The organism is Paenibacillus sp. SAF-068, assembly GCF_051967555.1.
Classification (GTDB): domain Bacteria; phylum Bacillota; class Bacilli; order Paenibacillales; family Paenibacillaceae; genus Paenibacillus.
Genome location: NZ_JBQCJX010000004.1, coordinates 191,837 through 214,069 on the forward strand (window position 1 = coordinate 191,837; position 22,233 = coordinate 214,069).

Annotated in this window: 26 protein-coding genes; 24 read left to right on the top strand and 2 right to left on the bottom strand. The window is 47.7% G+C overall.

Going from position 1 to position 22,233, the window contains the following annotated elements; genetic code table 11:
* Window positions 1-9 precede the first annotated feature (9 nt).
* From opp1B to ACTHPG_RS22130, 11 genes are all read left to right on the top strand, one after another.
* Complete coding sequence (opp1B, locus tag ACTHPG_RS22080; protein WP_440391542.1) at window positions 10-942, top strand: nickel/cobalt ABC transporter permease; 933 nt, start codon at window positions 10-12, stop codon at window positions 940-942.
* Entirely contained in the window at window positions 942-1,838 is an 897-nt protein-coding gene (cntC, locus tag ACTHPG_RS22085; RefSeq protein WP_440391543.1) for a staphylopine uptake ABC transporter permease subunit CntC, read from the top strand. The genes opp1B and cntC overlap by 1 nt, the downstream gene beginning before the upstream one ends.
* Window positions 1,819-2,628 carry a staphylopine uptake ABC transporter ATP-binding protein CntD gene (gene cntD / locus ACTHPG_RS22090; RefSeq protein WP_440391544.1) on the top strand — a complete coding sequence of 270 codons (810 nt, stop codon included), beginning with the start codon at window positions 1,819-1,821 and terminating at the stop codon, window positions 2,626-2,628. Before cntC ends, cntD begins: the two co-directional genes overlap by 20 nt.
* Window positions 2,629-3,384, top strand: a complete 756-nt coding sequence (locus tag ACTHPG_RS22095; protein WP_440391545.1) for an ABC transporter ATP-binding protein — start codon at window positions 2,629-2,631, stop codon at window positions 3,382-3,384. It abuts the gene before it with no gap.
* Between the two features lie 14 nt (window positions 3,385-3,398).
* Window positions 3,399-4,592: a staphylopine family metallophore export MFS transporter CntE gene (gene cntE, locus ACTHPG_RS22100; protein WP_440391546.1), complete on the top strand. Its 1,194-nt coding sequence runs from the start codon at window positions 3,399-3,401 to the stop codon at window positions 4,590-4,592.
* The gene (gene cntE / locus ACTHPG_RS22105) at window positions 4,589-5,854 is read left to right on the top strand and encodes a staphylopine family metallophore export MFS transporter CntE (protein ID WP_440391547.1); all 1,266 of its coding nucleotides are present in this window, start codon (window positions 4,589-4,591) and stop codon (window positions 5,852-5,854) included. Before cntE (ACTHPG_RS22100) ends, cntE (ACTHPG_RS22105) begins: the two co-directional genes overlap by 4 nt.
* 531 nt (window positions 5,855-6,385) lie before the next feature.
* Window positions 6,386-7,582 carry a GTP-binding protein gene (locus tag ACTHPG_RS22110; RefSeq protein ID WP_440391548.1) on the top strand — a complete coding sequence of 399 codons (1,197 nt, stop codon included), beginning with the start codon at window positions 6,386-6,388 and terminating at the stop codon, window positions 7,580-7,582.
* An 82-nt stretch (window positions 7,583-7,664) separates the two neighbouring features.
* On the top strand, window positions 7,665-7,934 hold the full coding sequence (gene rpsN / locus ACTHPG_RS22115; protein WP_036605831.1) for a 30S ribosomal protein S14: 270 nt from the start codon (window positions 7,665-7,667) through the stop codon (window positions 7,932-7,934).
* A 43-nt stretch (window positions 7,935-7,977) separates the two neighbouring features.
* Window positions 7,978-8,313: a DUF3024 domain-containing protein gene (locus ACTHPG_RS22120; RefSeq protein WP_440391549.1), complete on the top strand. Its 336-nt coding sequence runs from the start codon at window positions 7,978-7,980 to the stop codon at window positions 8,311-8,313.
* Window positions 8,314-8,521: 208 nt separating this feature from the next.
* The gene (locus ACTHPG_RS22125) at window positions 8,522-8,998 is read left to right on the top strand and encodes a DUF2975 domain-containing protein (RefSeq protein ID WP_440391550.1); all 477 of its coding nucleotides are present in this window, start codon (window positions 8,522-8,524) and stop codon (window positions 8,996-8,998) included.
* A 9-nt stretch (window positions 8,999-9,007) separates the two neighbouring features.
* A complete protein-coding gene (locus ACTHPG_RS22130; protein ID WP_440391551.1) occupies window positions 9,008-9,241 on the top strand; it encodes a helix-turn-helix domain-containing protein in 234 nt (77 codons plus the stop codon).
* Between the two features lie 75 nt (window positions 9,242-9,316).
* Here the strand turns inward: ACTHPG_RS22130 and ACTHPG_RS22135 are convergent, their stop codons facing one another.
* Complete coding sequence (locus ACTHPG_RS22135; protein WP_440391552.1) at window positions 9,317-10,168, bottom strand: AraC family transcriptional regulator; 852 nt, start codon at window positions 10,166-10,168, stop codon at window positions 9,317-9,319.
* A gap of 180 nt (window positions 10,169-10,348) precedes the next feature.
* On the opposite strand from ACTHPG_RS22135, the gene ACTHPG_RS22140 reads away from it, so the two are divergent.
* Window positions 10,349-12,445 carry a beta-galactosidase gene (locus ACTHPG_RS22140; protein ID WP_440391553.1) on the top strand — a complete coding sequence of 699 codons (2,097 nt, stop codon included), beginning with the start codon at window positions 10,349-10,351 and terminating at the stop codon, window positions 12,443-12,445.
* Window positions 12,446-12,559: 114 nt separating this feature from the next.
* Here the strand turns inward: ACTHPG_RS22140 and ACTHPG_RS22145 are convergent, their stop codons facing one another.
* Window positions 12,560-13,603: a substrate-binding domain-containing protein gene (locus tag ACTHPG_RS22145; protein ID WP_440391554.1), complete on the bottom strand. Its 1,044-nt coding sequence runs from the start codon at window positions 13,601-13,603 to the stop codon at window positions 12,560-12,562.
* Window positions 13,604-13,907: 304 nt separating this feature from the next.
* On the opposite strand from ACTHPG_RS22145, the gene modA reads away from it, so the two are divergent.
* The 12 genes from modA to ACTHPG_RS22205 all read left to right on the top strand — a co-directional run bounded on the left by modA (window position 13,908) and on the right by ACTHPG_RS22205 (window position 22,193).
* Window positions 13,908-14,780 (top strand): molybdate ABC transporter substrate-binding protein, encoded by an 873-nt coding sequence (gene modA / locus ACTHPG_RS22150; RefSeq protein WP_440391555.1) that lies wholly within the window; start codon window positions 13,908-13,910, stop codon window positions 14,778-14,780.
* A complete protein-coding gene (gene modB, locus ACTHPG_RS22155) occupies window positions 14,777-15,463 on the top strand; it encodes a molybdate ABC transporter permease subunit (protein ID WP_440391556.1) in 687 nt (228 codons plus the stop codon). Before modA ends, modB begins: the two co-directional genes overlap by 4 nt.
* Before the next feature lie 268 nt (window positions 15,464-15,731).
* Window positions 15,732-16,064: a hypothetical protein gene (locus ACTHPG_RS22160; protein ID WP_440391557.1), complete on the top strand. Its 333-nt coding sequence runs from the start codon at window positions 15,732-15,734 to the stop codon at window positions 16,062-16,064.
* A gap of 300 nt (window positions 16,065-16,364) precedes the next feature.
* Window positions 16,365-17,204, top strand: coding sequence for a transporter substrate-binding domain-containing protein (locus ACTHPG_RS22165; protein ID WP_440391558.1), 840 nt, complete (start codon window positions 16,365-16,367; stop codon window positions 17,202-17,204).
* A 23-nt stretch (window positions 17,205-17,227) separates the two neighbouring features.
* The gene (locus tag ACTHPG_RS22170; RefSeq protein WP_440391559.1) at window positions 17,228-17,971 is read left to right on the top strand and encodes an amino acid ABC transporter permease; all 744 of its coding nucleotides are present in this window, start codon (window positions 17,228-17,230) and stop codon (window positions 17,969-17,971) included.
* A gap of 4 nt (window positions 17,972-17,975) precedes the next feature.
* Entirely contained in the window at window positions 17,976-18,686 is a 711-nt protein-coding gene (locus tag ACTHPG_RS22175; protein ID WP_036673453.1) for an amino acid ABC transporter permease, read from the top strand.
* Entirely contained in the window at window positions 18,683-19,435 is a 753-nt protein-coding gene (locus tag ACTHPG_RS22180; RefSeq protein ID WP_440391560.1) for an amino acid ABC transporter ATP-binding protein, read from the top strand. The genes ACTHPG_RS22175 and ACTHPG_RS22180 overlap by 4 nt, the downstream gene beginning before the upstream one ends.
* Window positions 19,436-19,556: 121 nt before the next feature.
* Entirely contained in the window at window positions 19,557-19,844 is a 288-nt protein-coding gene (locus ACTHPG_RS22185; RefSeq protein WP_017692509.1) for a hypothetical protein, read from the top strand.
* 23 nt (window positions 19,845-19,867) lie between these two features.
* Entirely contained in the window at window positions 19,868-20,209 is a 342-nt protein-coding gene (locus ACTHPG_RS22190) for a restriction endonuclease subunit S (protein WP_433746713.1), read from the top strand.
* Window positions 20,206-20,502: a hypothetical protein gene (locus ACTHPG_RS22195; protein WP_421894415.1), complete on the top strand. Its 297-nt coding sequence runs from the start codon at window positions 20,206-20,208 to the stop codon at window positions 20,500-20,502. Before ACTHPG_RS22190 ends, ACTHPG_RS22195 begins: the two co-directional genes overlap by 4 nt.
* Window positions 20,503-20,506: 4 nt before the next feature.
* Entirely contained in the window at window positions 20,507-20,848 is a 342-nt protein-coding gene (locus ACTHPG_RS22200; protein ID WP_253440495.1) for a hypothetical protein, read from the top strand.
* A 250-nt stretch (window positions 20,849-21,098) separates the two neighbouring features.
* Window positions 21,099-22,193, top strand: a complete 1,095-nt coding sequence (locus ACTHPG_RS22205; protein WP_440391654.1) for a CgeB family protein — start codon at window positions 21,099-21,101, stop codon at window positions 22,191-22,193.
* Window positions 22,194-22,233: the final 40 nt, after the last annotated feature.

Below are 22,233 nucleotides of genomic sequence, written 5' to 3' on the forward strand. Positions count from 1 at the left end.
GAGATGGATATGGGAAGTTATATCGTCAAAAGGATTCTGTTAACCATCCCTTTACTGATTATCATTTCATTTATAACGTTTGTTCTGATTAATCTATCTCCCTTGGACCCGGCGGTTGTTGTGTTACAGGCACAGGAAGTTCCGCAAATTACGGATGAACTGATCACCCAGACCAACAAGGCATTAGGGTTCGATCAGCCGTTCATGATCCAGTATGCGAAATGGGTCATGGCTGTTGTGCAGTTGGATTTCGGCAACTCATATGTATCAGGTGAACCCGTGTGGTCATTGATGGGGCCTGCCTTTATGAACACATTAAAGTTAACGCTCGTCTCATCTGTATTCATTATTTCGCTATCCATCCTGCTCGGTGTGATCTGTGCGATGAGAGAGGGCAAGCTGCTGGATCGATCGGTCAGAGGTATTTCCTTTTTCCTCACAGCTATGCCATCCTACTGGCTTGCAGCCATAATGATCTGGTATTTTTCCGTCAAGCTGGATCTGCTGCCTACCAGTGGTATGGACTCATATCGAAGCTACATTCTACCAGTGATTGTGATCACTGTGAGCTATACAGGTATTTATTTTCGAACGGTTCGAAGTTCCATGCTGAGTAATATGAATGAAGACTATGTGTTATATGCACGGGCAAGCGGTCTGAGCGAGAAGAAAGTTACCCTGCATATTCTAAGAAATTCATTACAGGTGGCGGTGTCCATCTTTTGCATGGCGATCCCGATTGTGCTTGGCAGTACGGTAGTCATCGAAAATGTATTTGCCTGGCCGGGGCTCGGGAGGCTCAGCGTGAAATCCATTTTAAGCAGGGATTTCCCAATTATTCAGGCGTATGTTCTGATGCTGGCTGTCACTTTTGTATTGTTTAACACATTATCCGACATCATTAACGCGGCGATGAATCCCCGGTTGAGAAAGGAATTCTGATGCGAATACTGAAAAATTGGAGCAAAGACAAGCTGGCCATGACCTCTTTGGTGGTGATTATCACCACGCTTATGGCGGGAATTCTCGCCCCTCTTATTGCGCCGCATGACCCTGGGCAAGTGAATATGAAGCTTCGTTATGCCTCCTCGTCCTGGGAGTATCTATTAGGCAATGATCATCTGGGCAGATGTGTATTATCCCGTCTTATTTATGGCATCCGTCCAAGTGTATTATGGGTTCTGGTTGCGCTCAGTCTGTCTGTTCTGATCGGAGCTGTTGTCGGATTCGTCGCAGGTTACTTCAAGGGGAAAGTGGATGCGTGGATCATGAGGGTCTGTGACATGATGCTGTCTTTTCCCGGATACGTGATGACACTGGCAGTGGTGGGCATATTGGGCGCAGGACTGGAGAATATTTTGATTGCCTTTGTATGGATGAAATGGGCCTGGTTTGCCCGCGTTATCCGCACATCTGTGATGCAGTTCTCTGATATGGATTATGTGAAATTCGCCAAAGCCTCCGGCACGCCCAATCTGAGAATCATAACCAAACATATTGTTCCGGTTACCTTTGCCGATATTGCCGTCATTGCCAGTGGTTCCATGTGTTCAATGATGTTGCAGATCTCCGGTCTCTCCTTCCTGGGGCTTGGCATTCAGGCTCCGCATGCGGAGTGGGGGATGATGCTCAATGAGGCGAGGGAAGTCATGTTCTCCAGACCTGAATTGATGTTGGCACCGGGACTGGCTATTGTGGTGGTCGTGTCTGCTTTTAATTTTCTATCGGATGCCCTTCAAGTGGCTCTGGACCCCAAATTGATGACCTCTCAAGGGAAGTCTGACAAGTCTTACGAAAGTGAGGTGAGAAAGACCGCTTATGAATATAGTCGAGGTTGAACATCTGAAAGTATGGGACACCAACACAGATAAAGTGATTATTCATAACAGTTCATTCGAAGTCAGGCAGGGAAGCTGCATGGCCATCGTGGGGGAAAGTGGAAGCGGGAAGTCTGTCACGTGCAGAGCCATCATGCGACTGAACAAGCCATGGATTCGTCAATCGGGCACGATGTTATTCCAGGGCGAAGACCTGAACCAGCTTTCGGAACCGGCGATGCGGCGTAAGCGGGGCAAGCAGCTCTGTATGATTTTGCAAAATGGCATGAGTGCATTTGATCCTTCCTGTGTTATGGGTGTGCATATCCGGGAGACACTTCGGCAGCATTTTGGCTGGAACACCCGCGAGATTGAACGAAAAATCATCCATGCCATGGAAAGTGTCATGCTCAGACATCCACGCGAGATTCTGAATCAATACCCGTATCAACTGTCCGGTGGCATGCTGCAACGAATCATGATTGCACTGGCATTGGTGCTTGAGCCCGATCTGATCATTGCGGATGAGCCAACAACGGCGCTGGATACGATCTCCCAATATGAAGTGGTGGAGCAATTGATTCAATTACGTGAACGCATGGGCTGTTCCATGATGTTCATCTCCCATGATCTCGGTGTCGTTCAGAAAATTGCAGATGACGTGATGGTCATGAAGGAAGGAAGCATTGTGGAGCGCGGCAGCATGCATTCTGTTTTGACAGAGCCGAAGCATGCCTATACGCAGTATCTGGTCTCTACCCGACTGGAGCTGAGCAATCATTTTAAGGCGTTGATGCAGGGGGACGTATAGATGCTAAAGGTGGAAGGTATCGAAAAATCATACAACCAAGGCGGACTGTTCTCCAAGCGCAGACAACAGGTACTGAAACAGGTAACCTTTAAATGCCACCAGGGCGAATGTCTGGGTATCATCGGCGAAAGTGGAAGCGGTAAATCCACATTGGCTCGTCTGATGCTGGGCATTGAACGACCGGATCGTGGAACAATCTCGCTGGATGGTAAAGACGTACAGGATCGTCGTATACGGATGGGTAATCTCAGCGCCGTTTTTCAAAATTATACATCCTCCATCAATCCGTTTCTTACGGTGGAAGCTGCCATTATGGAACCTATGCAAACGCAGCAAAAGCTGCGAAACAAGGATCAAGGAAACGTAGAAAAGGTGGATTTGTTGTTGCAGCAAGTAGGACTGAACCCTGCTTATAGATCCAAATATCCGCATGAACTATCCGGCGGCGAGGCTCAGAGAGTGTGCATTGCAAGAGCAATCTCCACCGCCCCTAAACTCATCGTGTTTGATGAAGCGATTAGCTCACTGGATGTATCTGTTCAGATTCAGGTGCTGCGATTGTTGAAAGAGCTGAAGGAATTGTACAAACTGAGCTATGTCTTCATCACACATGATATACAGGCTGCAGCCTATATTTGCGACAGGCTTATCATTTTCAGAGAGGGTCAGATTGAAGAGATTGTTGCTATTGAGCAGTTAAAGGATGTTCAATCCGACTATGCAAAGAAATTATTGAAGCATTTAATACCATTTTAGGGGGAGTACCCATTGTGAGTGGAGCGATGTCTTGGCCTTTTCTGCGCTTGTACATATTGGTTCTTCTATATTTCAGTGCCAATGCCATTCTTAACGTGATCATCCCATTGCAAGGGGAGTCCTTGGGTGCGAGTAGTACCACCATTGGTCTGATCATGGGCGCTTATATGTTCACAACGATGTTTTTCAGACCATGGGCAGGTCGAATTATTCAAAAGCACGGGCCGATTAAAATATTACGTCTGATCTTGATTATCAATGGATTTGCGCTGATCTTATATCCCTTTACGGGACTCGGTGGTTATTTGCTTGCTCGTATTTTGCAGGGGGTATCGACAGCGTTCTTCTCCATGGCTTTACAGATTGGCATTATTGACGCCCTTCCAGAGAAGGATCGCTCTCAGGGGATTTCCTATTATTCGCTATTCAGTTATATACCAGGCATCATGGGGCCAGTGCTCGCATTAGGGATATGGCAGGCGGGAGGCATGGATTATTTTACAGTGGTTCTGATCGGTATTGCCGTCTGTACGGGTATCTTCGGATACACCGCCAAAATGGAACCAAACAAGGAGCAACCTGCTGAGAACCTTTCGGAGCAGAACGTGAGTATGTGGGAATCCTTTGCTCAGTTGGTGAAGAATCCATATTTATTTCGTTGCAGTGTGTTAATGCTTGCTGCTTCCGTTGTATTTGGCGCGATTACCACCTTTATTCCGCTGTATGCAAGCCAAGTACCAAGCGGGAATGCCGGCGTCTATCTGATGCTTCAGGCAGGAACGGTGGTGCTGGCTCGAATTATGCTCCGAAAAAGAATTCCTTCCGATGGCAGTTGGCATTCTCCTTTTATCATGGGTACCATGTGTCTGCTCGCCGTGGCCGCGCAATGTGTCAGTTATGCCGTGACAGGCGGGGTGGTCTTTTTCTATGTGGGCGCTGTACTCATGGGAATCGGTCAGGCCATCCTGTATCCAACACTCACGACCTATTTATCTTTTGTGTTGCCTAAGTTGAATCGAAACGTCCTGATCGGGTTATTTATCGCAATGGCGGATCTGGGTATTTCTCTGGGTGGTGTAATTATGGGACCCGTCGCTGACTTCTCTTCCTATTCATTTATGTACATGATATGTGCTATCCTAGGAGCGGTAATGATCGTTTTTGCCTATGAACGGCGAAGACCCGTGACAGGTACATCTGTGAGTTGACTGCCAGAAGAGAAAGTGGTGACGAACGTTTGAAGTCTTCGATGACGGCAACATCCAATGGGAAATTAAATCCGGTATCCTTTTCGTTTATCCGGTTTTATATGCTGGCCTTTTTATTTTTTGCGGCGAATTCGGCTTTGACGATTATTCTGCCTTTGCGAAGCGAGGCTGCCGGATTGAACCAGGCTGAGATCGGTCTGATGATGGGGGCATATATGTTCACCTGCATGCTCTTGAGACCTTTCGCAGCGCAGCTGCTGGGTAAGCATGGCCCACTTCGTGTGATGCAATGGCTGTTGCTTTTGCATGCCGGAACGCTGTTGCTATTTGTTGTTTTTGGTGTGGAGACGTATCTGTGGTTGCGAGCCCTGCAAGGGGTGGCTACGGCTTTTTTCTCCATGACCATGCAGGCAGGCATTGTGGAAAAGCTGGAGGACAAAGACCGGGCACAAGGGCTGTCCATGTACACCCTGTTTACGATGGTTCCTTCTCTCGTCATTCCGATCCTTGCCATACAGATCTGGGAAAATGCCAGTGATCTGGCGTTTACGCTGCTGATGATCGGACTGGCGGCTTTGCCACTTCTGATCGGGTACAGCGTGGATCTGCCACGGAGTACCGTGCAGAACAAATCGTTCACCTTGGGTGACATGCTGCGTTCATTCGGCGGCATCTGGCGCAGTACGCCACTACTGATCAGCAGTGTGGTGATGCTATTTGCTTCATGCGTTTTTGGGGCAACAGCGACCTTTCTTCCCCTGTATATGGTATCTACCGGAATGGCGAGTGCAGGCGTATTTCTGACGATTCAGGGATTGGTTGTCATTCTGTGCAGGTTTATTTTGCGTAAAAAAATTCCGTCTGACGGCAGCTGGAATACCTGGCTGATGGCAGGACTGATGCTGTGTGCAGCACTGGGAACCCAGTTGCTCAGTCTAATGGATATTATCGGGCCACTGGTTTATCTTTCTGCGGTGTTCAGCGGCTTTGCCCTGGCATTGTTGTACCCTACATTAACCACATATCTGTCTTTTGTGCTGCCTGCGGATTCCAGATATGTACTCATGGGGATCTTCATGTCCTCGTATGACCTCGGATTCTCTATGGGTGGACTGGCAATGGGGCTTATTGTGCAGGTGAGTTCGTATTCGACCATGTTTATGATCTGCACGCTCTTCTCTATTGCAGCGATGATTCTGGTGCTGGTGTTCAGGCAACGGATGGAAGCGGGGAATAAGGCCAGATCTGAGGTTTCTGTATAGATTGAGCGAAAGAACATTTACACGGATCACTCCGATGACAGAACAACCTTCCGATCGCTGTTATCCCCAGATTTTTTTGATTCCTTTTTATAAAGGTTAAATCCGGGGGATAGCGTATGCTTCCGATGTAGCTTTCTTGCAGAAAGCTTGTAGGCGAACGCTCCGCTTCTTCAGGTTCTTTCTGTCCTCTCCGTTTCGTGTAAATGTTCAGTTCAATTTATATAGCTTTGTTGAATATGTCGCGGTACAGGCGTATTTCTAATGTATATTGATATAGTCTGCTTTCTAGCCTATCGCGCATGTAATGCAAACATTTACAGAGAAGGTTGATGACTCACTTCTTGCCAGAGCGCATCCTTAGGATGCGAAAGAGCGGGGGAAGTCATCGGCCTTTTATTGTTTTTTTACAGGCTGAATCAAAAAAAAGTTTGACAACGACCGTCCAACAGGATTATAGTCATTGTTGTTAATCGTAATAATTACTATTAAAGTCTGAATCTCACAGACTGCATATACAAGGAGTAGAGAAATATGACACAAAAGCAAGTTCCGGTAACCGTACTGAGTGGTTACCTCGGTTCAGGGAAAACGACGGTTTTAAATCATGTGTTGAACAACAGACAGGGGCTCAAAGTTGCTGTGATCGTCAACGACATGAGTGAGGTGAACATTGATGCTGCACTGGTTAAGGGGGAGGCAACCTTGTCTCGAACTGAAGAGAAGCTGGTGGAGTTGTCGAACGGCTGTATCTGCTGCACCTTGCGGGATGATCTGATGCAGGAGATTGAGAAGCTGGTGAACGAAGGCAAGTACGACTATATTTTGATCGAATCCACCGGGATCAGTGAACCTGTTCCCGTTGCACAGACCTTTACATACGCCGATGAGGAGTCGGGGATTGACCTGACTAACCTGGCCAGACTGGACTGTCTGGTAACGGTAGTGGATGCCAATCGTTTCTGGCATGATTTTGGATCAGGGCAGAGTCTATTGGATCGTAACCAGGCGACTGGAGATGAGGACACTCGTGATGTCGTAGATTTGTTGATCGATCAGATTGAGACGTGTGATGTGTTGTTGCTCAACAAGTGTGATCTGGTTGATGAAACCGAGCTGAACAAGCTCGAAGGGGTCATCCGTAAGCTACAGCCTAATGCCAAAATCATTCGGACTGAGAATGGTCAGGTGAATCCGTCTGAGATTCTGAATACAGGCCGCTTTGATTTCGAGAAAGTGAGCATGTCTGCTGGCTGGATTCAGGAGCTGGAGAAGGAGTCGCATACACCGGAAACTGAGGAATATGGTATTGGTTCCTTCGTCTATCGCCGCAGAAAGCCATTCCATCCTTCCCGTCTGGCTGAGTTCATGAGTTACTGGCCGGAAGAAGTAGTGCGTGCCAAAGGATTGGTATGGCTCGCGGCTGAAGGAGATGTTGCTGCAAGTCTCAGTCAGGCAGGGCCATCCATTCAGTTCGGTCCTGCGGGACATTGGGTTGCGGCGTTGCCGGAAGCGGACAAGGAAGAGATTTTACGTAACGAGCCGGATGTGCTGGAGAAATGGGATGCCCAGTGGGGAGATCGCCAGACGGAGCTGGTCATGATTGGGATCGAAATGGAACGTGCGAGCATTGAAGACGAGCTGGACCAGTGCCTGCTTAGTGATGAAGAGATGTTGGCCGACTGGGGCCATTTCGACAACCCGCTGCCATGGCCTGTGGAGGCCGTATAAGTCGGAAGATGATGTTCTGTATTTGGAGTAGAGCGGTATAACCACGTAAACATAAATTCAAGGGATAAAGGAGCTGGATTTCATGGCTAAAAAATCAAAAGTGGTACGTGAGAAGCAACGCCAAGCGATCGTGGCGAAATATGCGGATCTGCGCCGGGAATTGAAGGAAAAAGGGGATTACGAAGCCTTGCAGAAATTGCCGCGTAATGCATCTCCGACCAGACTGAAGAACCGTTGCGAAGTGACGGGCCGCCCGCGGGGTTATCTACGCAAGTTCAAAGTGTCACGGATTAAGTTCAGAGAATTGGCACATCAAGGGCAGATTCCAGGTGTAACTAAATCCAGTTGGTAAATGGGATCAAGGCGTGTATTTTGCTGAAAGGATGTGCATCTTCATGCTGGACTTGTTTACACTCAAAAGAATTCAGTCGGTGATGAACGGCTATATTCAGGAGAAAGTACCTGCGCCACTGCGTACGATGGTGAAGTTAACATATGAGATGAATGACAATGAATTGATCCTGACCGAAGAAAGACCTGCCGAAGAACGGTATCACTGGGACAAGATGCATATTGCCCGATTTTACTGGGAAGAAAATCATTGGAAAGTGTATGCCAGAGATGAACAGAGCAGCTGGAATCCGGTAGATGTGATTATCCCTTGTTCTGATTTTGAGGATGTACTCGAACAGGTTGAACGGGATGATGCCGGTCTGTTCTGGCGTACTTGAGTGAGATCAAACCGAGTCCAAAGAAAACCACATTCAGTGGCTATCTTTGGGCTTTTTTTGTGTGCAAGAAGAACTGAAGCAAGGAGGGGACGATCTTTTGGTTAACCTTTTTTTAAAAAGAAAGAAACTGTTTTACAATAAAAATTTATTGTAAAACGATAAAATATATGATAAATTCATATCACTTAAAACAAGTGAGGTGCTTTTTGTGAAGCGAGGTACAACCATCTTTTTGAAATTGGCTGTGTTGCTTATTGGAGTTCCCATTCTTGCCTTATGTCTATTCGGCATACCCTGGTTAGCGAACAATCCGGTGAATCCGAAATATGCAGGTGCGCTGTATCCCATAGTGATTATAATGTATGTATCAGTGATTCCGTTTATCGTTGCACTGTACCAGGCATTCCGTCTCCTGAGCTACATCGACAAGAATGAAGCGTTCTCTCTAATATCCGTGATATCCTTAAAAACCATAAAATATTGTGCTATTGTTATCAGTAGTCTCTATTTCGTGATGTTGCCATTCGTTTATGTTGTAGCAGAGAAAGATGATGCCCCAGGCCTTATTCTTATGGGAATGGTTCCCGTTTTTGCTTCATTGGTCATTGCCGTGTTCTCCGCAGTGCTCCAAAGATTGTTACAGGAAGCGATTGATATTAAATCAGAAAATGACCTAGTGGTCTGAGGTGAATATATGGCCATTATAATCAATATTGATGTGATGTTGGCAAAGCGGAAAATGACAGTCACCGAGCTTGCAGAGAGAGTTGAGATCACGATCGCTAATATTTCCATATTAAAAACAGGAAAAGCGAAAGCGATCCGTTTATCCACTCTCGATGCCATCTGTAAAGCACTGGATTGTCAGCCTGGAGATATATTGGAATATAAGGCTGACGAGGGCGAAGAATTGAATGAGTATTCATGAAAAATGAGTGAAGAAGACTCTGCATGTTGTATGCAGAGTCTTCTTTTTGCGTCAGCATAATGAAGTAACTTGTGCCTATAACGAATGATTGTGCATCATTCGAAATTGCATGGGCGTTATGTTTTCCTGGGTTTTAAAACATCGGATAAAGTAGCTTGACTGTGAAAATCCCGTTTCCAGCGTAATTTGCTTAATGGAAAGGTTGGTTGTCGCGAGCAGCTGCTTCGCATGCAATAACCTGGACTCCATCAGGAATTCAGGGAAGGAGATGCCGAACGTTTGACTGAACTTGCGGCTAAAGTAGGTTGTACTGTATCCGGCTATCCCGGCAACATGTTCCAGAGTAATATGCTTGTTACTATGGGAACGAATATAATTCCCTGCCTCACGAATTCGCTCTGAATTGTGATTGAGCGAAACATTGATTCGACTCGCGGCGGATTGCAATCGGGTCAGGAGTTCGTATAGCGTTGCCGCCATGCTATGCTCGTCTTCCACTTGATAGCTTCTTCCCAGCTCCAGTAGTCTGTCCATCAGCGCAGTAACCACCGGGAAGTTGGAACATTGGAACAGCCAAGGCTCGTCCACTCCTTTTCCATTTAGCAGTTCTTCGAGACGAATGCCGTAGAAGTGAATCCAGCGAATACTCCAAGGGTCATCCGAATCTGAGTAATAGGTTTGTCTGAGACCGGGACCATAGAGGAATCCTTGTCCTTGCATTAACTCATATCGTGTGGTTCCAGTGTCCAGGAACCCTTTGCCGCTCAGTACAAGGTGCAAATTATAACATCGATCCAAGTTAATTTCAGTCGTGCCATATTCTCGGTGCACACGATGCTTCGGAAAGTCACTATACCCTCCAATAAAATCGGGAAAGCACACATGTCTGGGGAAAATCGGCTTGGGAAGAAAGATATGCTCTTTCATGTGCATCCTCCATTGAACGCAATATTTTTATGTAATGAACGGAAATGGATTCAACCAACCGTTATTTGAATCTTAGACAATGACAATATTTTATTATAAGTCGCATAATCTTGTCATTTATTATATGTGAAGGTTCCAATAGAATGGAGGCAATATGGCAGGTTAAGGGGGCAATTGAAGGTGGCAAAGTCTATACATATGGATGAATTGAAACTGGGGGTCTGTTATTACCCTGAGCATTGGTCGGAAGCGTTGTGGGAGGACGATTTCCGTAGGATGAAAGAGATGAATATTACGGTTATTCGCATGGCTGAATTCGCATGGGCCATTTTTGAACCGGAAGAAGACCAGTATGATTTTATTTTTTTCCAGAAGGCACTGGATCTGGCGCATCAATATGGTTTAAGTGTTATTTTGGGAACACCTACTGCAACGCCACCAGCGTGGTTAACATCTAAATATCCTGAAGTATTAAACGCAAATAAGGACGGGGTGTTGTATCAACACGGCATGCGACGCCATACCAACTACAGCAGCCCAATCTACAGAGAGCAATGTGAAAAAATCGTGAGTAATATGGTAATTGCCTATAAAGATCATCCGGCTCTCATCGGCTGGCAGATCGATAACGAATTCAATTGTCATATGGATGTGTTTTACGCTGAGGCAGATCATGTCGCTTTCCGTAAGTGGTTAAAAAATCGTTATGAGTCATTGGAGAATCTGAACCAGGCATGGGGAACCGTTTTCTGGAGTCAGACCTATACCGACTGGGAGCAAGTTCACCTTACCCGCAATATGGTCAGTCCATCGCCCAATCCTCACCTGGCATTGGATGAAAAGCGATTCATCTCAGCCAATACTATCTCATTTGCCAAGCTTCAGGTGGACATCATTCGGAAACTGGACCCGAAACATTGGATCACAACGAACGGTACGTTTGGACACCTGGATAATCATGAAATGACAGAGGAGCTGCTCGATTTCTTCTCCTATGATTCGTATCCGCAGTTTGCCACGATCTTCCCGGGGACAGACGACAATTCGTTACAGGACCGGGCCTGGAGCATGAAACTGTCCAATGTACGCAATATGTCACCGAACTTTTGCGTCATGGAACAGCAGTCTGGACCAGGAGGCTGGGTCGACAGTATAGGGATGGGTACGCCAAGACCGGGACAGATTCGGTTATGGTCGTATCAGTCTGTTCTTCACGGAACAGACCTGCTCGTCTATTTCCGCTGGCGAACGGCAACATTTGGCACCGAGATGTACTGGCATGGCATCAATGATTACCATAATCAACCCAATAGGAGGGTACGTGAGGTTACGCAAGTAGGGGAAGAGTTTGCCAAGATTGGGCGCGTTATTGCGGGCACTACCTATCAAGCCGACGTTGCGATCCTGCAGGATTACGATAACATCTGGGACGGAGAGTTGGATGAGTGGCACGGACCGCTTCATCAACAGAGCGTACGCTCCTGGTATAAGCAGCTGCAATATCGTCATATTCCGACGGATCTGGTTACAATGCAGTCAACGACAACACTGGAGGATTTATCTGAATATAAGGTAATCATCGATGCTCACCCGGCCATCATGACAGATGAGACAGCAGAACTTCTGCAAGCCTATGTCCGTCAAGGGGGCACCCTGTTTTTTGGTGCGCGCACCGCTTATAAGGACCTCAAGGGACATTGTTATATGAGACCATTCCCAGGGGCTGTTGCGGAGTTGTGTGGTATAACCGTAGAGGACTTCACCTTAATCAAAGGTACCGTTCCCGCAGCCACGTTGCAATGGAGTGGAGCGAGTAAGCGCCTTGAGGAGGGAACGTCAACGGCCGGATTTAACGAAGTTCTTCATGTGGAGTATCCTGACGTGCAGGTCGTAGCTGAGTATACATCCGAATACTATGCAGGTAGTCCTGCATTGACCAAACGTGAGGTGGGACAGGGGCAGGTATGGTATTATGGTGCGGCTTATAATGAACCGGTCGTAGATGCTCTTCTTGATGAAATCGGGTTAGTCTCGCCTGTGGTTGACTTGGTAGAGGTGCCGTCCGAAGTGGAGCTTGGGATCCGTTCTGATATGGATAACGCTTATGTATTTTTACTCAACTACTCGGACCGCGAAGCGGCCATCCAGCTTAAAAAGGAAGCAAGAGAGTTGTTATCGGGTACAACACTTCAGGGTGAGATCAACATACCTGCGTATGGTGTATTCATCTTTGAAATTGATCGCAATGAGCAGCCTATCCTTCCATCTGAAGAGTAATCATATATAGAAAGAACCCAAAAACGCCTTGCAGCCATTGCAAGGCGTTTGGTGTATGCATCATGTGTGCCATACACTTGGCATGGATGGACATGAGGGCTGTACATCGTAAGACTAAGCTTCGTACAAAATTTCGCCTGTTCGGGACACATCATATCCCTCGAATGATTGCAGTTCCTGTCTGAACTCAGGCGATTGGAGAATTCGCAGTACCGATTCGGTCCAGGCTTCATTCCCTTGTTTCCTCAGCATGACCAGATCATAGCGTTCCTGAACGAGCGGGATAAAATCAACCTGGCCCACAAGTCGTGCAGCTTTTTCAATGCCAACTCCGACATCCGCTTCACCTGAACTGACTTTGGCAGCCACGCCCATGTGACTTGTTTCTTCGGCTTCATATCCGATTAGATTTGCGGCAGGGATTCCATGTAGCCGAAGCTGCTCATCCAGCAATACTCGTGCGCCAGAACCTTTCTCCCGGTTAGCCAGACGTAATTCAGGCTTGCTCAGATCGGTCCAATTCTGCAAATGAAGCGGGTTGCCACGCTGTACATACAGACCAGCAGGACGTAGCAGCAGGTTCACCACAACATAAGACCGTCCCGTCAGGATTTTGCGAATATACGGCAGATTATACTCACCCGTATCTCCGTCGAGCAGATGGGTGCTGACCAGATCGGATTCACCGCGATACATCGAGATAAGCCCGTCCAGACTACCCATGAACGAGCGGAGCGGGCGAATGTCCCGGGTTTGTTTTTCCATATGGCGCATGAGGATATCCAGACTGACATCCTGACCTGTGATGACCAGATGCCGTGGTGCAGCCGTCATGGTATAGGTGGAACTCGCTGGAGGAATCGCATGCGCGGACCCGGCGGGGTTGGCTGACAATAAGGGAGTTCCCTGAGAATCACCATGACCAGGCTGACTGCCTGATGCCGAGGTTTGATCCGAAGTCGAGATACGTTGACCTGAAGATTGAAGTTGCTTGGAGCGACGTTTATATGCCTCCAGATCTGTTGCATCAATCCGCATTTGTTTACCCACGCGGTATGCGACGAGGTCTCCCTTCTTGATCAGATCATAGACCGTCAGTTTCGATATTTTGAGCAGCTTGGATATTTCTTCGGTTGTGTAGGATTGCTCCTCCGTCATAAGTGAAGATCCTCCTTCAAAGGTAGAGAGCAGCTATGGTTTGATTACATCAGAGTAATATCATGTTATTGATGTTATTGATGTTATTGATGTGAAAAGATCATTCATCGTAATGGAATGTTTCTTGTACTATACCATTAATTGAGGGATGGCATAAACCTGAGAACACGGAAGAAACGCTTAGAACAGGTAACAAAAATCAAATGTGATTGAAATCACCTTCCTATTTTTTTGGTCTTGTGTATAATTAGATATAATTAATTATAACTAGTTATATCTAGATATAACGTTGGGGGAGAACTGAATGAGAAAGAGAATCGGATATGTATTGGGAAGCATGTCTCTGGGGCTGGCTCTTGTACTGGCTGGTTGTGGCGCAAGTACGGGCACTACGGATACGTCCACGGGTGCAGAGCAAACGACATCAACGCTAGCGGCATCAGGTGAGAGTTCATCAGCAGGCAATAGTGATCCTCAGGAAACGGTAGATCTGACGATCTCTGCGGCTGCAAGTCTTACGGATGCCATGAAAGAGATAGAAACGAAGTTTGAAACAGCGAATCCGTATATAGAACTTAATTTTAACTTTGGCGCATCAGGTGCTTTGCAACAGCAAATTGAACAAGGTGCACCAGCTGATATCTTTGTATCGGCGGCAACGAAAAATATGAATGCGCTGGTGGATGAGAACCTGATCGCCTCGGGCGACCAAAAGAATTTGCTACAGAATTCACTGGTGGCAATTGTGCCAGCAGATGGGCCCAATACCGTAACCGGCGAAGCGGATCTCACCAGCGATTCCATCAAGACGGTAGCGATCGGCATTCCGGAAAGTGTGCCTGCGGGAACCTATGCCAAGGAAGCTTTGACGAATGCCAAGCTGTGGGATCAACTGGAGAGCAAACTTGTGCAAGGGAAAGATGTTAGACAGGTTCTCCAATATGTAGAGACAGGAAATGCAGATGCAGGATTTGTATATAAAACGGATGCTCTTACTTCAGATCAGGTGAAGATTGCGTTTGAGGTGGACAAGAAGAGCTACACACCCGCCAATTATTCGATAGGCATCATTGAAGGAACGAAACACCGTACAGAGGCCGAACAATTCTATGTGTATTTGCAAACCCCTGAAGTACTGGATATCTTTGCGAAATACGGCTTCACTATTCCGGAATGAATGTGAACACCATAGACTGGTCCGTATTCTGGTCACCGGTGCGCCTGTCGCTTCAGGTTGCGTTGTTATCCAGCGTGGTGGCCACTGTGCTGGGAATCGCGATAGCCTGGAAGATGTCACGTACTTCATTTCGGGGAAAGACGCTGCTGGAAACGGCATTTATGCTGCCGCTAGTACTGCCTCCGACGGTGGTTGGATTTTTGTTGCTTGTCATACTGGGACGTAAAAGTCTGTTTGGACAATGGATTGAGGCCATATTCTCCGCACCGGTTATTTTCACCTGGTGGGCTGCGGTGATTGCTGCGGTGGTGGTTGCTTTTCCACTCGTGTATCAGACCATGAAATCAGGATTCGGCGGTGTGGATCGGGATCTGGAAGATGCGGGACGTTCGATTGGGGCGAATGAATGGCAGGTCTTTCGTTACATTTCCTTGCCGCTCGCGGGTAGAGCCTTGATGACCGCCTTCATCCTGGGCTTTGCCCGGGCACTTGGGGAATTCGGAGCCACCTTGATGATTGCAGGCAATATTCCGGGCAAAACGCAAACGGTACCCACGGCAATCTATGTCGCTGTGGATTCAGGCAATCAGACCATGGCCTGGGCATGGACGGTATCCATTATCATCATCTCGTTTATCATGTTATTGATGACCAGACAGCAACGCGATGGCAAGAACGAATGAGATATTAATGTATCCACATATATCAAGACGTAAAACCCGTATTAAGGGAAAAACTCCTTCCTTAATGCGGGTTTTTATTACCAATTTCATATGCACCAATATCAAATGTTAAGCGAATTGGCCCTAATGGAAATGTAAAGCTGTTTTAACATAAAAAAATAAAAAAAATACCCAAATTTAATCATTCAGTACTCGCTTTCAGTGGGCTTGTTCCTGTAAGATAGAAGTAATTGATTCCAGCCAAGTACTGAAATAAGGAGAGACGACGATGAACACTAAACCTGATTGCGGCGTTTCGTTGCAAATCGATGACTATCTGGATCTTTTGCATTTTGCCATCCAAATTCAAGATCAGGAATGGCAGCAATCCTTAATCCAACAACTCAAAATATTTCAGACGGCAACGGAGCAGCAGCGCACACCTGAAGAGGAATTATGGACACGCTTTGATTATATTAACAGCAAATTAACAGGTCTGTGCCATCAGATTCATGCCGCTCATTCCATGGATGAACGCAAGAAATTTGAGGAACGGATCGGTCTCTTGCAATTACAGCGAGTGGAAGTTGCACGTAAAATTAAATGGGCAAGTCGCAGATAGATGAGAGAAAGCAGAGCACGATGTAGTGTAACGCCAAAAGGATATAATCGAACGGGATTCATACATGAAGAAGCCATCCGCCAATGGATATTGGGGATGGCTTTTTCGTGTACTATAGAGAAGTCCTATAACCATATCAGGATGTCCTATTAGTTAAGTTATTGCTCAAAGATGACTTGTAATGATATTCTTTGTTCAACCTAATTCCGACTATACAAGTAAGAATGGTTTGTTAATGAGAAGAGGAATGGGAGTACACATCATATTTGCTGTGATAACAGCCTGTGGAGGAGATTGGGAATGGTTAAAAAACGGGGGATTCAAAAATTCCGGACAGCACTGCTGTTTATTACAATGTTGGCGGTTCTGGCTGGATGCAGCACAGGTAATGCAAGCAATGAGTCAGAATCTGCTTCAGCAGCAGGCGATACAAAAGTGAAAAAAATCATTGTAGGAACAGGTACACAGTTCCCGAATGTCTGCTTCATTGATGAGAATGGCAAGTTAACAGGTTATGATGTGGAATTGATTCGGGAGATCGACAAACGTTTACCCGAATATGAATTCGAATTCAGCACCATGGATTTCAAAAACCTGCTGCTGAGTCTGGAAACGAAAAAAATTGACTTGATCGCTCACCAGATGGAAGTGAATGAAGAGAGACAGGCCAAGTTCCTGTTTAATGATGAAGCCTATAATATTTTTCCAAATAAAATTGTCGTAAGTCAGAAAAATGAGGAAGTAAAATCGATTGAGGACCTGAAGGGTAAAAAACTGATTGTCGGCGCTACGAGTAATGCGGCTGTACTTGCTGAGAAATGGAATGCAGCGAACGGCAACGGGATTGATATCGTTTATTCCGGAGCAGGTGAGGATACCATTACCCAGATCAAAACAGGACGGGTGGATGCCACCATCAGCACTCAGTTTGCCATTGATTATCAGAATAAAGCAGTGGATGCCCAGTTGAAAACGGTGGGAGATGCCCTCTCCAACTCCAAAGTGTACTTCATTCTGAACAAAGATGAGCAGGAGCTCAAAACCAAAGTGGACGAAGCGCTCAAATCGATCAAAGAAGATGGGACATTAGGCAAATTGAGCACAGAGTGGCTTGGGGCTGACTATACGGTTGAAGAGTAGTCTGAGAAAGGTGTGCAGCGGTAATGGGAAAATCATTTGATCTGTCATTGGTTCTGGATTTCATCCCGGAACTGCTACGATATTTGCATATAACACTGATTGTACTGGGTGGCTCCATCGTGCTCGGACTGGTGGGCGGCGTGCTTCTGGCCGTTCCCCGGCTGTATCGGATTCCAGTACTAAGCCAGTTGGCCACCCTGTACGTCTCATTCATGCGGGGCACACCGATCCTGATCAAATTGTTCCTGGTGTATTACGGACTTCCCGAGTTACTCAAGCCGATTGGCATCGACCTGTCGAGAACCGACCCGTTGTTATTTGTCATTGTGACCTATGCGCTTAGTGACGCGGCATCCTTTGCCGAGATCTTTCGCGGAGCGGTGCGCAGTGTGGATAAAGGTCAGACGGAAGCAGCCTATGCTGCGGGGATGACGACATTCCAGTCTTTTCGGCGGATTGTCGTTCCGCAGGCACTGATTGTTGCTTTTCCGAACATGGCCAATACGTTAATCGGTTCATTAAAGGATACATCTCTGGCCTTCTCCATCGGTGTAATGGATATGGTGGGCAGAGGGCAGACGCTAATCTCCGCCACGTCCCACGCACTTGAGGTATATATCAGTCTGTCCGTGGTCTATTATGTCATTGTCATTGTACTTGAAAAAGGATTTGCCGTTGCAGAACGCAGACTCCAGCGTCATGAACGCAAGAGAGTTGTACACAAACCGGCAATTCGAACCAAACGCCTGAAACGAATAGCGGGGTGAGCATATGTCGATTGATCTCCAGTTTATCTATACCTCTTTTTTTCAAATTCTGAAGGCATTGCCACTGACACTCGTCATTACGATTGTTCCGTTGATTGCAGGCTTCGGAATCGGTCTGGCCACGGCTCTGATTCGTATTTATCGTGTACGATGGATTCATCGCATTGCTGACTTCTACGTTTCATTCCTGCGTGGAACACCGATGCTGATGCATCTATTCCTCATCTATTACGGGATTCCGATGATCATCGACAAGCTGGCGGAACGTTACGGCTGGGCTTTCCAATCCTCGTCGATCCCGATTCTCGTATTTGTACTGATTGCCTTCTCGCTCACTGCGGGTGCCTATATGTCCGAGATTATCCGTTCAGGCATTCTTGCCGTGGATATCGGCCAGATGGAAGCCGCTCACGCTGTGGGTATGAGCACATTCCAGGCTTTAAGGCGCATCATCATCCCTCAAGCGATCGGGGCGGTATTGCCTAATCTGTGCAGCATGTTTGTCGGATTCCTGCATGGATCAACCCTCGCGTTTACCGTGTCGCAGATGGACATTCTCGGTAAAGCGGATGTGGTGGCATCCGTCAGTCTGAAATTTCTGGAGGCCTTTATCGCTGCAGCGTTCATCTACTGGGGGCTGACCATCATTGCCGAGCGGATCACCGCCCTGCTTGAGCGTCGGGTTGCCGTGTACAGTAAAGGAGGTGTGTCATGATTACACTAACGAACATACACAAAACATTTGGCAAGCAGGAAGTATTGAAAGGGATTGATCTGACCGTCGAGCAGGGTGATGTCGTTGCGATCCTTGGACCGAGTGGATCAGGTAAAACAACGCTGCTGCGCTGCATCAATTTTCTGGAACGTGCCGATGAAGGCGAGGTTCAGATTAGTGGATTGACCGTGGATTGCAAGCATGCGCGCAAACATGACATTGTGCAATTGAGGCGGAAAACGGCGATGGTCTTCCAGCATTATAATCTGTTCAAACATAAGACTGTGCTGGATAACGTCACGGAAGGTTTAATTATTGCCCAGAAAATGTCCAAAGCCGATGCCCGCACTCGCGCCTTGCGTGTGCTTGAACAAGTCGGACTGTCTGCCAAAATCAATGAGTATCCGAGTATGTTGTCCGGTGGACAACAGCAACGGGTGGGGATCGCCAGAGCACTGGCACTGAATCCCGAAGTGATTTTGTTTGATGAACCGACCTCGGCACTGGACCCCGAGCTTGTGGGTGAGGTGTTGTCTGTCATCCGTTCCATTGCTCAGGAGGGGATTACCATGATTGTTGTCACCCATGAAATGGGGTTTGCCCGTGAGGTGGCCAATCGGGTTGTTTTCATGGATGGAGGTTCCGTAGTAGAGGAAGGAACGCCTGATGAGGTATTTGTGCGTCCAAAGCAGGAACGTACTCGGCAATTCCTCAGTCGATATTCTTCCGACTGGAGTTATGTCATCTAACGATATAGGCGCAAGCTGTAGTAACTGACGATCCCGGCCCGGCATATGCTGTAACAGGCAAATGCTGATAGGCCGGGTTTTTCTATGGGTGAAGCAGGCCGTGACGGTAAGGAGGAGGACCATGCAGAGCAAAATCGATGAAATCATTACACATATTGCACACTCTCACCAGCAGATCGCACGTGTGCTGGATGCCAAACGCCAAGTCGCTGTGCGCATGTCTGAAATCATCAATCATTTGCCAGATATCGAACCGGAGTTGGATGGCGTTGACGGTCTGCTGGATAGCTCTGGGCAAATCAACAAAAGCATTATCTCTTACTTGGGAGGCCTTGCAGATCTGGAAGAGGCCGTAGCCGAAACGCTGACCCAAGTCATGCGGGAGATCGCGGTTCAAGAGGAAGAATAAGCCCGGAAGGCGGGTGAAGGAACATGAGTAGAGAACAGAGCCTCATTCTGATGCTGGACGCAGCAGCCAAGATGCAGTGGAATATTGCCCTGATCCTGGAGGCAAAAGCGATTGAGGCCGAGAAGGTACGGAACTGGACGCTGAATCATTTGAATGGGGATACCTTTCTGACGCATGGCGATCAGGTAGGCGAGCCACTTAAAATGCATGATCAGCTGGTGGAATTGCTGGAAGGTTTAACCCGGATGGAGACGGGACTGTGCAACAATCTCAAAGCGGTGATGGTACAGAACGACAGCGAAGATGGCGGCGGGTTGGACGGTGGCATGTTTGGCGGCATGGATCTGGGAGACATGGGAAAATGAGTCTGATGCGGCGTGAGCAGGAAGCTAAACTGGCCCTCATTGAATCCATTGCACACAGTCAGCAGGCGTTGGCACGCATTCTGGACAGTGTAGCCAGTGTAACTGCTCATTCGGAAGTATCCGCCCGCAGTCTGGCTGAGAACATTCGTCTGCTGAGTCGCTATCAGGAAGAGATGTCTCGTATGGTAACGGGAATCAGGCTGGCCCGAATCCAGCATGGGGAGCCTGGATTGCCGTGGCTCAAAGACCCCGGGTGTGCAATTCGTATCGTTCGGGACATACAGGAGGAATGATGACATGTTAAAGAAGAAGAAAATACGACTGAGAACCAAAAGAGCTTTGGTAACTCGTGGAGCCCGATTGCGTAAAATTCGCAAACTGCGTGCGCTCAGAGCCAAACGTGTGCTTCACAAACGCCCACTTAAAGGACGCAGTGCGTGGCTCAAAAAAAAGAAACGGACGGTACGGCGGCACCGGAGTCCGAAGCCCGTACAACCAATCGTCCCGGCTACCCCTACCGATCCGAACCCGGACGGTGCGTACAGCCAGGGATACAACGAGGCATACAACGAGGGATTCAACGCGGGTTTCGCCAAGGGATTCGAGGACGGACATCAGCTGGCGTACAAAGCACAGTAACCGAATAGACGCTATTATTCCTGCATGGAATGATATCTGTATAGCAGTTAGCCCGGGGGGACAGATCCCTCCGGGCTATTTGCATCGCCGAAAAGCGGACATGCCCGTGCAGGCGGATGTGGAGGGCAAGCGCCAATTTTGCGCCTTGCAGGACACCCGTCCATGATGCATCTGACCCCGAGGCATATCCTTTAGAGGGAAGACCAATCTCGGGGAGAGTCTGGAAGTGAATCTCCTGAAGGAAGACAGGGTGAAGAATGTGGCAAAACGAAGACACCGTCCGCTAACTGAAGCGGAGACAGCTTACCGCGGCGGATATGCAGAAGGCCGCAGATTTGGCGGCTGTCAAGCCATGATGGAGCGGGTGCAGATGTATGAACCGACCCTGCGGGACATGAAGGTTCTGTATATTCCGCAAGGTTTCGATGCCATCGATGAAGGTGTAACCCTGGCCCTGCAGCAGTCTGTACGTGAATGCGTTGTTGGATCGCCAGCAGCGATGTTGCAGGAAGCCAGTCAGCATCGACCCGATGTTGTGCTCGTCATGAATGGTCTGCATGTATTTCCCCCAGATCATCTGGAGCAGGTGAAGGGCATACGTGCACTCGGTATTCGAACAGTTGTGTGGTTTGTGGATGATCCGTATTTCACCGAAGATACAGTGTCCCTGTCTCAACACTATGATGTCGTGTTCACGCATGAAGAGGCTGCTGTACCTTTCTATCAAGGTCATGGAGCTAGCCGGGTGATCTATATGCCACTCGCGGTGAATCCGGGAATGTTTCAGCCGCGTCGTGCGGCACCGCAGCATCAGTACGACATTTGTTTTATCGGTACAGGGTTCTGGAACCGGATTGCCTTGTTTGATGAGCTGGCCCCTTTTCTCGCGGACAAAAAAGTATTCATCGCGGGTAGCCAGTGGAACCGGCTGGCACGCTTTGATGTACTAGGCCGTTTCATCCACGAAGGATGGATTGCTCCCGGAGAGACAGTCGATTATTACAATGGCGCCAAGATTGTCATTAACATTCACCGAACTTGTGAGAACGGGGAAGACAATCGCAACACCCATCATCTTCAAGGTCACTCCATTAATCCACGCACGTATGAGATTAGCGCTTGCGGCACAATGCAGATTACGGACGCACGTGCAGATTTGCCCCGTTATTATAAGCCGGGATATGACATCGAGACGTTCACCAATGCAGCAGAACTTCAACGCAAGATCGACTATTATCTGAAGCATGAAGAAGAACGACAGGCGATGGCATGGAGGGGACTTCTCACCACGATGAACCAGCACACATTCACTCGCCGCATCGGTCAGTTGCTGGAACATCTGTAATCCCCATCTGAAGTACAGCACCAACGAGTATCCTATCCCA